12 protein-coding genes are annotated in these 13728 nt (G+C 66.8%); 10 read left to right on the top strand and 2 right to left on the bottom strand.

Features of this window, described 5'->3' with window-relative positions; genetic code table 11:
• Window positions 1-106 precede the first annotated feature (106 nt).
• The 3 genes from guaB to SJY12_RS03730 all read left to right on the top strand — a co-directional run bounded on the left by guaB (window position 107) and on the right by SJY12_RS03730 (window position 3321).
• The gene (gene guaB / locus SJY12_RS03740; protein WP_050601162.1) at window positions 107-1570 is read left to right on the top strand and encodes an IMP dehydrogenase; all 1464 of its coding nucleotides are present in this window, start codon (window positions 107-109) and stop codon (window positions 1568-1570) included.
• Window positions 1571-1573: 3 nt separating this feature from the next.
• Entirely contained in the window at window positions 1574-2746 is a 1173-nt protein-coding gene (locus tag SJY12_RS03735) for an RsmB/NOP family class I SAM-dependent RNA methyltransferase (protein WP_397506036.1), read from the top strand.
• Window positions 2747-2814: 68 nt separating this feature from the next.
• Window positions 2815-3321 (top strand): tetratricopeptide repeat protein, encoded by a 507-nt coding sequence (locus tag SJY12_RS03730; protein WP_156488860.1) that lies wholly within the window; start codon window positions 2815-2817, stop codon window positions 3319-3321.
• A gap of 36 nt (window positions 3322-3357) precedes the next feature.
• Here the strand turns inward: SJY12_RS03730 and SJY12_RS03725 are convergent, their stop codons facing one another.
• Together SJY12_RS03725 and SJY12_RS03720 are read right to left on the bottom strand one after the other, a co-directional pair.
• Entirely contained in the window at window positions 3358-3834 is a 477-nt protein-coding gene (locus tag SJY12_RS03725; RefSeq protein WP_082835416.1) for an RNA pyrophosphohydrolase, read from the bottom strand.
• Complete coding sequence (locus tag SJY12_RS03720) at window positions 3831-4781, bottom strand: alpha/beta hydrolase (RefSeq protein ID WP_050601165.1); 951 nt, start codon at window positions 4779-4781, stop codon at window positions 3831-3833. Before SJY12_RS03720 ends, SJY12_RS03725 begins: the two co-directional genes overlap by 4 nt.
• A gap of 178 nt (window positions 4782-4959) precedes the next feature.
• Between SJY12_RS03720 and SJY12_RS03715 the strand changes: the two genes are divergently transcribed.
• The 7 genes from SJY12_RS03715 to SJY12_RS03685 all read left to right on the top strand — a co-directional run bounded on the left by SJY12_RS03715 (window position 4960) and on the right by SJY12_RS03685 (window position 13670).
• Window positions 4960-6963 carry a 2-oxoacid:acceptor oxidoreductase subunit alpha gene (locus SJY12_RS03715; RefSeq protein ID WP_063506096.1) on the top strand — a complete coding sequence of 668 codons (2004 nt, stop codon included), beginning with the start codon at window positions 4960-4962 and terminating at the stop codon, window positions 6961-6963.
• Complete coding sequence (locus SJY12_RS03710) at window positions 6960-7994, top strand: 2-oxoacid:ferredoxin oxidoreductase subunit beta (RefSeq protein ID WP_397506035.1); 1035 nt, start codon at window positions 6960-6962, stop codon at window positions 7992-7994. Before SJY12_RS03715 ends, SJY12_RS03710 begins: the two co-directional genes overlap by 4 nt.
• A gap of 104 nt (window positions 7995-8098) precedes the next feature.
• On the top strand, window positions 8099-8713 hold the full coding sequence (locus SJY12_RS03705) for a hypothetical protein (RefSeq protein ID WP_230833053.1): 615 nt from the start codon (window positions 8099-8101) through the stop codon (window positions 8711-8713).
• 84 nt (window positions 8714-8797) lie between these two features.
• Window positions 8798-9742: a metal-dependent hydrolase gene (locus tag SJY12_RS03700; protein WP_397506034.1), complete on the top strand. Its 945-nt coding sequence runs from the start codon at window positions 8798-8800 to the stop codon at window positions 9740-9742.
• 6 nt (window positions 9743-9748) lie between these two features.
• A complete protein-coding gene (locus SJY12_RS03695; protein WP_397506033.1) occupies window positions 9749-11143 on the top strand; it encodes a cryptochrome/photolyase family protein in 1395 nt (464 codons plus the stop codon).
• Window positions 11144-11214: 71 nt separating this feature from the next.
• Window positions 11215-12462 (top strand): cyclopropane-fatty-acyl-phospholipid synthase family protein, encoded by a 1248-nt coding sequence (locus SJY12_RS03690; protein WP_063506574.1) that lies wholly within the window; start codon window positions 11215-11217, stop codon window positions 12460-12462.
• Window positions 12462-13670: a serine hydrolase domain-containing protein gene (locus tag SJY12_RS03685; RefSeq protein ID WP_397506032.1), complete on the top strand. Its 1209-nt coding sequence runs from the start codon at window positions 12462-12464 to the stop codon at window positions 13668-13670. The genes SJY12_RS03690 and SJY12_RS03685 overlap by 1 nt, the downstream gene beginning before the upstream one ends.
• The last annotated feature ends 58 nt before the right edge of the window (window positions 13671-13728 follow it).

Here is a 13728-nt window from a genome sequence, read left to right as displayed (position 1 = left end):
GGTGCGATGCGCCGGCTGGCACCGCGCGGTTATGGGCACTAGCTAGTTTTCCAAACCGTCGTTACATGGGCCGCCACATTTCTCCCCCCGGCAGGCGATTCTCCACGTGGCACATTTCGACATCCCCCTCGGTCTTACTTTCGACGACGTGCTCCTGCGTCCTGCCGAGAGCGATATCCTGCCTTCGCTGGCGAACACCGCCACGCGGCTGACGCGCGATATCGGGCTCAGCATCCCGGTGGTGTCCAGTGCGATGGACACGGTGACCGAGGCCGACATGGCCATCGCCATGGCGCAGCTTGGCGGGATCGGCGTGCTGCACCGCAATCTCGAAGTCGACGAACAGGTCGCTGCCGTGCGCGCGGTCAAGCGCTATGAAAGCGGCATGGTGGTCAACCCGATCACCATCCACCCCGAAGCCACGCTGGGCGAAGCGCAGGACATCATGTCCGCCAACCGCATCAGCGGGATCCCCGTCACCGACCGCGGCGGCAAACTGGTCGGGATCCTGACCAATCGCGACGTGCGCTTTGCCGAAAATCCGCTTCAGCCGGTCAGCGAGCTGATGACGGTCGACAATCTCGCCACCGTGCCGCTGGGCACCGGGCAGGAGGAAGCGCGCCGCCTGCTGCACCAGCGCCGCATCGAGAAGCTGCTGGTGGTGGACGACAACGGCCGCTGCGTCGGGCTGATCACGGTCAAGGATATCGAGAAGGCGGTCGCCTATCCCGATGCCACGAAGGATGCGACCGGGCGGCTGCGCGTCGCCGCCGCGACCACGGTCGGCGACAAGGGGTTCGAGCGGACGCAGGCGCTGATCGATGCCGAAGTCGACGTGGTGGTGATCGATACCGCGCATGGCCACAACAAGGATGTCGCGCGCGCGGTCGAACGGGTGAAGAAGCTGTCGAACAGCGTGCAGGTGATCGCGGGCAATGTCGCGACCGCCGAAGCGACCCGGGCGCTCGCGGGGGCGGGCGCCGATGCGGTCAAGGTGGGCATCGGTCCGGGGTCGATCTGCACCACCCGCGTGGTCGCAGGCGTGGGCGTGCCGCAGATGACCGCCGTGATGGACAGCGCCGAGGCCGCCGAGGAATACGGCATCCCGGTCATCGCCGATGGCGGTCTGCGCGCGAGCGGCGATGCCGCCAAGGCGCTGGCTGCCGGCGCAAGCACGGTGATGGTCGGTTCGATGCTGGCCGGGACCGAGGAAGCGCCCGGCGAGACCTTCATCTACCAGGGCCGCAGCTACAAGGCCTATCGCGGTATGGGCAGCGTGGGCGCGATGGCGCGCGGCAGCGCCGACCGCTATTTCCAGGCCGATGTCAGCCAGCAGAAGCTGGTCCCCGAAGGGATCGAGGGGCAGGTCCCCTACAAGGGCCCCGCCGCGGCGGTCGTCCACCAGCTGGTCGGCGGGATCAAGGCGGCGATGGGCTATACCGGCAGCGCCACGATCGAGGATTTGCGCAAGCGCGCGCAATTCGTACGGATCACCAATGCCGGGTTGGCCGAAAGCCATGTCCACGACGTGGCGATCACCCGCGAAGCGCCCAACTATCCGACGCGCTAGGCCATGACGCCCGCTGCCCGGGTCCAGACCGCGATCGAGCTGCTCGACAGGATCGTCGAGGCCGCGCGCGCAAAAGCCGCGCCCGCCGACCGGATCCTCGCCGAATGGTTCCGCAGCAACCGCTTTGCCGGGTCGAAGGACCGGCGGGCGATCCGCGAACTGGTCTATGCCGCGATCCGCGCCTGCGGCCCGGTCCCCGCGACCGGCCGCGCGGCGATGCTGCGGCTGGCGCAGGACGATCCGGCGATCGCGCCGCTGTTCGACGGATCGCACTACGGCCCCGCGCCGCTGGCCGACAACGAGCCGGTGGCCGAGGGCGGGGTCGCGCCGCGCTGGCTGGTCGACCGGCTCGCCGCCTCGGGCATGGACGGCACCGATGCGGCCGCGTTGCTCGACCGGGCTCCGCTCGACTTGCGGGTCAACACGCTCAGGGCCGAGCGCGCCACGCTCGCCTTGCCCGGAGCCGCCGTGCCCACCGCCGCGCCGCATGGCCTGCGGCTCGCCACCGGCACCCCGGTCGAGCAGTGGGACGCCTTCCGCGCGGGCGCGATCGAAGTGCAGGACACCGGCTCGCAGCTGGCTTGCCTCGCGGTGGCTGCACGGCCCGGCGAAACGGTGGTCGATTTGTGCGCAGGCGGGGGCGGCAAGACGCTCGCGCTGGCGGCGGCGATGGACAACCAGGGACGGCTCGTCGCCTCCGATACCGATCGTGGCCGCCTGTCCCGGCTCGCCCCGCGGGCCGAACGGGCAGGCGCGACCTGCATCGAGACCTTGCTGCTCGACCCCCGGCGCGAAATGGAAGCGCTCTCCGGATTGGCCGGACAGGCCGACGCTGTGCTGGTCGACGCCCCCTGTTCGGGCACGGGGACCTGGCGGCGCAATCCCGAAGCGCGCTGGCGACTGGACGAGGCCGAACTGGCGCGGCTGGCCGAGCTGCAGGCCTATCTGCTCGACATCGCGGCGCAGCTCATCAAGCCGGGCGGCCGGGTGGTCTATGTCACCTGCTCGCTGCTCGACGAAGAGGGCGCGGGGCAGTTCGAAGCCTTCCTCGCGCGGCATCCGCAGCTGCAGCCGCAGGCCATGGCGCTGCCACTGGGGCAGGCGCGCGGGCAGGGGATCCGGCTCGCACCGGCGCATGACGGGACCGACGGATTTTTCATCGCCTATGCAGGGTGAACGTGTTAGCCATTTAGATTATGGCTGATGTGCCACCTTTTCGACGGACGACCCCGCTGGAGACGATCATGCGTTTTGCCCCTGCCGCTGCTGCCCTTTCCCTGGCGCTGGCTGTGACATCGAGCGTTGGCTGGGCCGGGAACGACGCGCCCGAGCCGCGAGCGGGCGTGCTGATCGCCAAGGGCGAAACCGCGCTGGCGCAGGGCGATACGCAGGGGGCGATCGACGCCTTCGAAGCCGCCCTGGCGGTCGACCCGGGCCACACGCCGATCTTCCTGCGACTGGCCGAGGCCGCCCGCGCCGACGGGCTGCAGGGCAAGGCGATCCGCTATTACCGCGAAGCGCTGACGCGCGAGCCGCGCAATCTGGCCGCGATTGCGGGCGAGGGCGAGGCGCTGGTTGAAAAGGGCGCGGTCGAAATGGCCAAGGGCAGCCTGGCCAAGCTGGAATCGCTGTGCGGCGAAAGCTGCCCCGAAACACAGACGTTGTCGGCAACCATCGCGGCCGGTCCGCCGGCGCGGGTGCAAACCGCTGAAGCGTTGCTGCCCGACGCCGCGGTGCCGCAGTCGAACTGACCGGATATCCCGGCAGCGGTCGCCGCGGCGGGTCCGTCAGACCAGTTCGCGGAAAGCCTCGACCACCGCGCGATACACGCGTTTCTTGAACGGCACGATGAGGTCGGGAAGCTGTTCCGCCTCGACCCATTTCCAGTCGCAGAATTCGGGCGGATCATGCGCCTCGAGATCGATATCGGTATCGCTGCCCGCGAACCGCGCGAGGTACCAGACCTGCTCCTGCCCGCGGAAACGGCCGCCCCACAGCTTGCCGATCAGTTCTTCGGGCAGGTCGTAACGGATCGGTTCGTCCAGCGCCTTGAGGATGGTGACATGCTCGCTCCGCACGCCGGTTTCCTCGTGCAGTTCGCGCAGCGCGGCCTCGCGCAGGTCCTCGCCGTCATCGACGCCGCCCTGCGGCATCTGCCACCAGTCGCCTTCCTTGTTGTCGATCCGGCGGCCGACGAAGACCTTGCCGTCGCTGTTGACCAACATCACGCCCACGCAGGGACGGTAACCGAGCCCATCGCTCACCTGTATCGCTCCACCATCAGTTTCACGGCGTCGAGAAACGCCTCGAGATCCTTCTGTCCGCTCGGTATCGCTTTTCTCAGCGTGGTAAAGCCGTGAACGATGCCGGGGAACTCGAGAAACACGGTTTCCGTGCCGAGTTGCACCAGATGTGCGGCGTATTCCCGTCCCGAATCGCGTAGCGGGTCGAGTCCGGCGGTGCACACCACGGTCGGCGGCGTGTCGGCACAGTCGCCCACCATCGGCGTGTGCCGCGGGTCGCTCGCATCGCCGCCATATTGCGAGGTGAACCAGGCCATCGCCGCGCCGGTCAGCAGGAAGCCCTCGGCGAACATCGCCAGGCTCCGGTGCTGGCTCAGATCGCTGGCGACGGGGTAGATCGGCGCCTGGACGATCACGGGGACGTCGGCGGGCTCGTTGGTCAGCTGGTTGGTGGTGACGATCGTCAGATTGCCGCCCGCGCTGTCGCCGGTGATGACCAGCCCGGTGATTTCGCGCCCCAGTTCGGCAGGCGAGGAAGCGACCCAGCGCGCGGCCGCTTCGCAATCGTCGGGCGCAGCGGGGAAGGGGTGTTCGGGGGCCAGCCGGTAGTCGATCGAGACCACCGGCAGGTCGAGATGGTGCGCGATCTCGGTGCACAGCGCATTGTACACTTCCAGATCGCCGATAACGAAGCCCCCGCCGTGGAAGAACAGCACGCAGGGCCCGGGTTCGCGCTCTGCGCGCGGATCGTAGAAGCGCAGCGGGATCGGGCCGGCGGGACCGGGGCAGGTGAGGTCCTTCTGAACCGCCATCGCGCGCGGCTCGGCTTCGGCCAGGGCGCCCATGGCGCGCATCTGTTCGCGGCCTTCCTGTGCGCCGACCTCTTCGACACCCTTGCCGCCCATCGCTTCGAGCATGTCGAGGAAGCCGCGCACGTCGTCGCGGACATAATGTTCTGTATCGGCCATGTCGTTCTCTCTCCAAAATCCGTTGCGTTTTGGAACTTAGCGTGTTTGGAGCGCTTTTCCATGAGGCTTTTTCGGCCTAGCAGAGAAACTTCATTGCGAGAGAATGGGGCGCGGCCTAGGTGGCGCTTCCAATTGGAAACGGCGCCGCCGGTGGGGGGCGCAGACAAGGATGACCCGGATGGCTACAGCCGCCACGGCGCCGCAGGACGGCCTCCCCGAAACCCCCGAAAGCGTGGTCGTGCGCTTCGCCGGCGACTCCGGCGACGGCATGCAGCTGACCGGTGGGCAGTTCACGCTGTCGACCGCGCTCGCGGGGAACGACCTGGCCACCTTCCCCGATTTCCCCGCGGAAATCCGCGCGCCGCAGGGCACGCTGTTCGGCGTTTCCGCGTTCCAGATCAATTTCGGCAGCCGCGAAATCAACACCGCGGGCGACGCGCCCGACGTGCTCGTGGCGATGAACCCCGCCGCGCTGAAGGTGAACCTCGCCGCGCTCAAGCCCGGCGGGCTGATCATCGCCGATACCGGCGCCTTCACCAAGCGTAACCTCGAGAAGGCGAAATACGACGCCAACCCGCTCGAAGATGGCAGCCTGGGCAAGTTCGACCTGCTGGCTTTCGACATTAGCGAGAAGACAATCGAGGCGGTCAAGCCCTACGGCCTTGGCAACAAGGACGCGCTGCGGTCGAAGAACATGTGGACGCTGGGCCTTGCGCTGTGGATGTTCGATCGTCCGCGCGACCCGATCCACGACTGGCTGAAGAGCAAGTTCAAGTCCAAGCCCGAGATCGCCGATGCCAATATCGCGGCGCTCGACGCGGGGCATGCCTATGGCGAAACGGCGGAACTCGCGGGGCCGCTGAAGCAGGTCCATATCGATCCGGTTCCGTCCAAGCCCGGCCTCTATCGCACCGTCACTGGTGCCGAAGCGGTCAGCCTAGGGCTGGTTGCCGGCGCGCAGCTGGCCGAACTGCCGATGTTCTTCGGCGGTTATCCGATCACGCCGGCTTCCGCGATCCTGCACCACCTTGCGCGGCTCAAGGAATTCGACGTCACCACCTTCCAGGCGGAAGACGAGATCGCTGCGGTCTGCGCCGCGATCGGCGCCAGCTATGCGGGCAGCCTCGGCGTGACCAGTTCGTCGGGCCCGGGGATCGCGCTCAAGACCGAAGCGATCGGGCTCGGCATCATGACCGAACTGCCGCTGGTTATCGTCAATTCGCAGCGCGGTGGCCCTTCGACCGGCCTGCCGACCAAGACCGAGCAGAGCGATCTCTACCAGGCGGTCTACGGCCGCAACGGCGATGCACCGATGCCGGTGATCGCCGCCAGCAGCCCGTCGGACGCGTTCGATGTCGCAATCGAGGCCTGCCGCATCGCGGTGCAGTACATGACCCCGGTGATGCTGCTGACCGACGGTTATATCGCCAATGCCGCCGAACCGTGGAAGGTGCCCGACCCGGCCAGCTACACGCCGTTCCCGGCCAGTTTCCTGACCGAAAAGAACGCGCAGGACGACGAGGGCGAGGGTGTATTCCTGCCCTACAAGCGCGACGCCAAGGGCGCGCGTCCCTGGGTCAAGCCGGGTACGCCGGGGCTGATGCACCGCATCGGCGGGATCGAGAAGCACGAGCTGACCGGCAATATCGACTATTCGCCCGACAATCACCAGCGCATGACCGATGCGCGCAAGAACAAGATCGAAGGCATCGCCGTGCCCGACCAGGAGGTCTGCCTCGGCGAGACTTCGGGCAAGCTTGCGGTGGTCGGCTGGGGTTCGACCTATGGCCCGATCCACCGCGCGGTCGACAATGCGCGCCGCAAGGGGCTCGATGTCAGCCATATCCACGTTCGCCATATCTGGCCGATGCCGGCCAATCTCGGCGACCTGCTCCGCAGCTTCGAACACGTGCTCGTGCCCGAAATGAACACCGGGCAGTTCAAGACCGTGCTGCGCGACCAGTTCCTCGTCGATGCCGTGCCGCTGACCAAGACCAGCGGCCAGCCGTTCCAGATTGCCGAGCTCGAAGAGGCCATCGGCAAGTATTTCGATGGTATCGATGGCAATGAAGGCGGGCAGGTGTCGGTCAATGACGACCAGCTGCCGCATCTGGAAACCGGACATGACGACGGCTCGCTGAAAGACCAGGCCTCGCCGCAATCGCAGGAGCACAGCTCGTGAACGCACCAGTGAAAATCGAAACCACGCTCAAGGACTGGGAAACCGACCAGGAAGTCCGCTGGTGCCCGGGTTGCGGGGACTATGCGATCCTCAAGGCGGTGCAGCGCACGCTGCCGCAGCTGGGCGCGGACCCGGCCAACACCGTCTTCATCAGCGGGATCGGCTGTTCGAGCCGCTTCCCCTATTACGTCGAGAGCTACGGCTTCCACACGATCCACGGCCGCGCGCCTGCGTTCGCCACGGGAGCCAAACTGGCCAATCCCGATCTCGACATCTGGCTGGTGACCGGCGACGGCGACGGCCTGTCGATCGGCGGCAACCATCTGATGCACGTCCTTCGCCGGAACGTGAACATGCAGATCATGCTGTTCAACAACGAGATCTACGGTCTCACCAAGGGCCAGGCCTCGCCCACCAGCCGCGAGGGCACCAAGTCGCCCTCGACCCCGATCGGCAGCTACGACCATCCCGCCCGTCCCGCCGCATTCGCGCTCGGCGCCGGGGCGCGCTTCGTCGGCCGCGGTTTCGACGTGTCGAAGCACCTGCCGGATGTGCTCAAGGCCGCCCATGCACACGAAGGCGCCGCCTTCATCGAGATCTTCCAGAACTGCATCGTCTACAACAAGGACGTGTTCAACGATTTCGCCGCCCCCAAGGGCGCCGAAGACCAGCAGCTGTGGCTCGAAAACGGCAAGCCGATGCTGTTCGCGAAGGATGCCAAGGGCATTGCGCTCAACCGCGACACGCTCAACCTTGAAGTGGTCGATGTCGTCGATGGCAACTGGGAAGCCGCGGGGGTGATCGTCCACGATGTCACCAACCGCTCGATCGCGCACATGCTCGTCGAGATGCCCTTCGGCCCGTTCCCGATGGCGCTAGGCGTGCTGTACGACGATCCGCGCCCGACCTTCGAGGCTGCTGTGCTGGCCGAGAAGGCCGCCGCAAGCGCGGGCAAGGAGGCCAATCTGGCCAAACTGCTGGGCCAGGGCCAGACCTGGACCGTCGACGGTACCGCGCAAGACCCGGTCTGACGCATCCGGCAATCGGTTTCGCGCGAGGCGGACCGATTGCGGTGCGGCTTCGTTGGTTGGACATTCCCCTGCCGCCGGCAGGACGTTCAACCAATGGAGGACACATGACCATTCTGAAGAAAACGACCGCGCTTTCCACGCTTGCCCTGGCGCTTGCCGCTTGCGGGGACGACGTTGCCGAAGATCCGGTGGTCGGCAGCGAAATGGCCGATGTCGAGACTGCCGCGACTGCCGAATACGACCCGATGACGCGCGACTACGCGCTCTCGGACGACGCGCAGACGCGCCGCGACGCATTCGACGCGGATGCGTTTCGCAGCGAATATGACGGCTACCGCGACGAGGTTGCGGCGGAGCAGGTCGCAAATGCCGACGAAGCAGCGACCGCAGCCGACATGAGCGAGGACGAGCGGAGCGAAATGGAAGCCGCCTCGCAGGAGCGCGATGCGGACACCAACATGCGCCGGCGCCAGAACATGACCTGGGGCTATCTCGACCGGAACGACGACGACCAGCTTTCGGTCGCCGAATATGCGATCTGGGCGATCCCGCTCGATCCGCAGCACGAAGCGCTCAACGACCAGGGCGAGCCCGAGCTGAAGGCGGAAACGATCAACAAGGCTGCCGACAGCTTTTTCTATTACGATACCGACGGCGACACCTATCTCGACCGGCGCGAATTCACGTCCGCCCGCCGCGGCGAAAACTTCGATTCCTGATTCTCGGGCAATCGGCTGGACAAGGGCGGCGGGGCAACCTGCCGCCCTTTCCTTTTGGGCGGGGCGGGCTATCACTCGCGCGCAATGGATAATCTCACACACAGCCTCGTCGGGGCATTGATCGGGCAGGCGGGGCTCAAGCGGAAGACCGGGCTGGCAATGCCCGCGCTGATCATCGGCGCGAACCTGCCCGATGTCGATGCGGCCTGTTTTTTCTGGCTCGACGGAGTCGAACACCTCGGCTTCCGCCGCGGCATCACGCATGGTCCGCCCGCCATGCTGCTGCTGCCGCTGATGCTGGCGGGCCTGCTCTACGGCCTCGACCGCTGGCAGGCGAAACGCGGTAAGCGCCCGGAGGCACGGCTCCCGGTCAGCTTCAAGTGGCTCTACGCGCTAGCGCTGCTCGGCTGCCTGACGCATCCCGCGCTCGACTGGCTCAATGTCTACGGCATCCGCCTGCTCGAGCCGTTTTCCTCGCGCTGGTTCTACGGCGACACGCTGTTCATCATCGATATCTGGCTGTGGCTGCTGATGGGCTTTGCCACATGGTTCTCGCTCCGGCGGCAAAAGCGGGGTGGGGAGTGGCGCAGGCCGGCACGCGCGGCGCTCGCGGCGGCGCTCGCCTATATCGGGCTCAACGCCATGATCACCGCGGCCGACGAAAACGCGCTCACGGCCAGCCCGACCGGCACTGAAACCGTGATCGCCAGCCCGGTGCCGTTCAACCCGCTCGCGCGCGAGATGATCAGCGGCGGCAACGGGCTGTACACGCTCGGCGAAGACACCACGCTGCCCGGGGTCCCGCTCGACCGGTGCGATCTGGCAGCGGCGCGGGCAGGCGATAGCGCGGTCGACGCCTTCCTGTTCTGGGCACGCACCCCGCTGATCGAGCCGCGCGAGGATGGCTCGCTGTGGCTGCGTGATGCGCGCTTCTACGATCCGCGGGTCGGCGATCGCTTTTCGGTCGAACTGCCCGCGGGGGTCTGCCCCGGCGTGCAAACGGAACCCACGCCAGCACCCGGCGGTTAGAACGGCATGACTGCACCCCACATCGTCTGGCTGCGGCGCGATCTGCGCATGGCCGATCATCCCGCGCTGTATGCCGCCGCGCAAGCCGGACCCGTCATTCCGGTCTACGTCCTCGACGACGACCGCGCGGGCGACCATGCCTATGGCGGGGCGTCGAAGGTCTGGCTGCATCATTCGCTCGACAGCCTCGGCAAGAGCTATGGCGCGCGCAATTCGCGGATCGTGCTGCGCCGCGGCGACGCCCCGCAGGTGCTTGCCGCGCTGGCCGACGAAACCGGCGCCACCTGCATCCACGCGATGCGCCATTACGAGCCGTGGTGGAAGGAAGCCGAAGACGAGCTGCGCGATGCGTTGGGCGGGGACAGGCAATTGTGCCTCTACGACGGCAACTACCTGCTTCCGCCCGGCAGCGTGACCACCGGTTCGGGCGATCCCTACAAGATCTACACCCCGTTTGCGAAATCCATGCTGGAGGTGATGCCTCCGCGCGACCCGCTGCCAGAGCCCGAGACGCTGTCGTCGCCCGATAGCTGGCCCGACAGCGACGAACTGGCTGATTGGTCGCTCCTACCCACGAAGCCCGACTGGGCCGACGGTATTCGCGAATTCTGGGACTTCGGCGAACAGGCGGCGCATGACCGGCTCGACTGGTGGGCCGATGTGGTGGGCGATTACGACGAGGGCCGCAATCTGCCGTCCGAAGACACCACCTCGCGCCTCTCGCCGCATCTGCACTGGGGCGAGATCAGCCCCGCGCAGGTCTGGCACAGGCTGAAAGACAAGCGCAGCGACGGCTGGAACACCTTCGCCAAGGAGGTGATCTGGCGCGATTATGCGCAGAACGTGATCGACCAGTTCCCCGACTACCCGCGCGAAAGCTACCGTGACTACGACGAGCGCACGCTGTGGCGGAACCCCAATGCGGGGCATCTGATCGCGCAGGACTTCGCGTGCTGGCAGAAAGGCATGACCGGCTATCCGGTGGTCGATGCGGGCATGCGGCAGCTGTGGCAGACCGGCTGGATGCACAACCGCGTGCGGATGATCTGCGCCAGCTTTCTGGTGAAGCACCTGCTGATCGACTGGCGCTTCGGCGAACAGTGGTACTGGGACTGCCTCGTCGATGCCGATTACGGCAACAACGGCGTCAACTGGCAGTGGATTTCGGGCACCGGGGTCGACAGCAACATGTTCGTGCGCATCATGGCCCCGCTGACGCAGAGCGAGAAGTTCGACGCGGCAGGCTATATCCGTGAATATGTCCCCGAACTGGCCGGGCTTGGCGATGACGAGATCCACGATCCTCCCGAAGGCCGGCGCGGCGATTACCCGGCCAAGGTGATCGGCCACCGCGAAGCGCGCGAGCGCGCGCTGGAAGCCTATCGCAGCGCAAAGGGCTGATCCGCCGCCGCGGCGCAGCGGTGAATGCCGCGGGCTTGTGAACGACAGATCGCCGAGCCATAGCGCGGACGATGGATATGCCGACCACCTCCCGCGGGCGCGAGCTTGTCGCCGGATCGCAGCGTTTCGTTCGCAGGCCCGGTCTGGTCGCGCGGCTGGTGGCGCCCGGCATCGGCAAGATCATCGACCGGATCGACCGGGCGCTGGTCAGCGGCGCGATCCATGCCACGCTGCCCGACGGCACGCGGCGCACCGTCGGCGGGCGTTCGCCGGGCTTCGAATGCACGGTCGAACTGCGCAGCTGGAACGCGCTGGTGCGGCTGGCCAGCAATGGGTCGGTCGGCTGGTACCAGGCGTGGGAAGCCGGCGAATGGTGGAGCCCGGATCCGGTGCCGCTGTTCGCCCTGTTCATGCAGCATGCGCAGCACCTGGGCGATACCGCGCGGGCCAAGGGGCCGTTCCGCCACGCGCTGAAGCTGGCGCATCTGTTCAATCGCAACACCCCGCAGGGCGCGCAGAAGAACATCAGCGCGCATTACGATCTGGGCAATGATTTCTACGCTGCCTGGCTCGATCCGACGATGAGCTATTCCTCGGCGCTGGCCCCGTCGGACGACGGGCTGGAGGCGGCGCAGCGGCGCAAGTGCGGTGCGCTTGCCGGCCGGATCGGAGAGGCGCCCAGCGTGCTCGAAATCGGCTGCGGCTGGGGCGCGCTGGCGGCAAGCCTGGCCGCGCAGGGCCGCAGGGTGACCGCGATCAGCCTTTCCGACGAACAATTGGAGTGGGCCCGCACCCATCATCCGGACGTGGCCGAGTTCCGCAAGCAGGATTACCGCGACTGCGACGGCCGCTACGACGCCATCGTCAGCGCCGAAATGGTCGAGGCGCTTGGCCGCGAATACTGGCCGACCTTCATGGACTGCATTGCACGCAATTTGCGCGCCGGGGGCCGTGCGGCGATCCAGTATATCTCGATCCGCGACGATCTGTTCGACGCCTATGCGCGAAGTGCGGATTTCATCCAGGCCTATATTTTCCCCGGCGGGCTGCTGATCCGCACCAGCGAATTTCGCCGCCTGGCCGAGGAACGCGGACTTGCATGGCAGGACCAGCACGATTTCGGCCACGATTATGCCGATACGCTGCTGCACTGGCGCCGGAACTTCGATAGGGCGGTGGCGGAGGATCGCCTGCCGCAGGGTTTCGATCGGGAATTCTGCGACTTGTGGCGATATTATCTGATGTATTGCGAAGGCGGGTTCCGCGGGGGCGGGATCGACGTCCACCAGGTTACACTGGTGAAAGAGGGAGAGAAATGATGCGCGGACTTATGATTTCGGTGGCGGCACTGGCGCTGGCCGGCTGCGGCACGGGATATGGCGATGGTGGCACCGCCACGGCGACGGCGGTTCCGCCGCCTGCAGTGACCCAGTCGATGCCTGAGCAGATGGCCAGCCTCGATCCCAGCGACTCGATCCTGTTCTGGAGTGATGAGCGCCGCTCGGCAGTGTTCCGCGACATGGAAGGATCGTTCCCCGGGCTCGAGGTCGCGCCTGCCAGTACGGTTCGCGAATTGCCGCGCAGCGCAGCGCCGCTGCCTGCCTCGCTGCAGGCCGAACTGCGCGAATACATGGCCGAAACGCAGGCTGCCGGCCTGATGGTGCTCAAGGACGGCGAAGTGCTGTTCGAGGATTACGGTCTGGGTTTCGGCCCGACCGGACGCTGGACGAGCTTCTCGGTCGCCAAGAGCTTCACGTCCACGCTGCTGGGGGCGGCGATCGCCGATGGTGCGATTGCCAGTGTCGACACCCCGGTAACCGAGATCATCCCTGCACTGGCGGGCACCGCCTATGACGGCGTCAGCGTCGGCCAGATCGCCACCATGACCTCGGGCGTGGCATGGAACGAGGATTACACCGATCCCGACAGCGACGTAGCCAAGATGCTGGCGGTTGCCCCGGTTGCGGGCGAATCGCAGGCGGTCACCTACGCGCGCACGCTGACGCGCGAGGCGCCCGCTGGCGAAAAGTGGGTCTACAAGACGCTCGAAACCAATCTGCTCGGGCTGATCGTCGAACAGGCGACCGGCCAGTCGCTGGCCGCCTATGCCGCGGAAAAGATCGTCGAACCCGCGGGCTTCGAAGGTGGCCTGTTCTGGATGCAGGATCTCACCGGCGGCAATATCGGTGGCTGCTGCCTGTCGCTGCGGCTGGCCGACTATGCGCGCATGGGCCAGTTTGCGCTGGAGGGCGGGGCGGGCACCGTCCCCGCAGGCTGGTTCACCGCTGCCGGTTCGCCGCTGGTCGACTTCGCACCGCAGGCGCCCGGCTTCGGCTATGGGTACCAGTGGTGGACCTATCCCGGCGGCATGTACGGCGCGCAGGGCATCTTCGGCCAGGCGATCACCATCGTCCCGCAGGAACAATTGGTGGTGGCCGTGGTCAGCAATTGGGAAACCGCGACCAGCAGCGCGAACCGCGACGGCTTTCGCGCTCTGATCGGCAAGATCGTCGCGGCGGCTGAGTAACCGGCCGGTGGCGGCGTCCCGGCAAGGGCTACGCCGTCACCACCTGACCGGAATGGGC

This window comes from Qipengyuania sp. R86523 (assembly GCF_044596365.1).
In the GTDB taxonomy this organism is placed as follows: Bacteria; Pseudomonadota; Alphaproteobacteria; order Sphingomonadales; family Sphingomonadaceae; genus Qipengyuania; species Qipengyuania citrea.
This window is presented reverse-complemented; position numbering and strand designations above follow the sequence as displayed.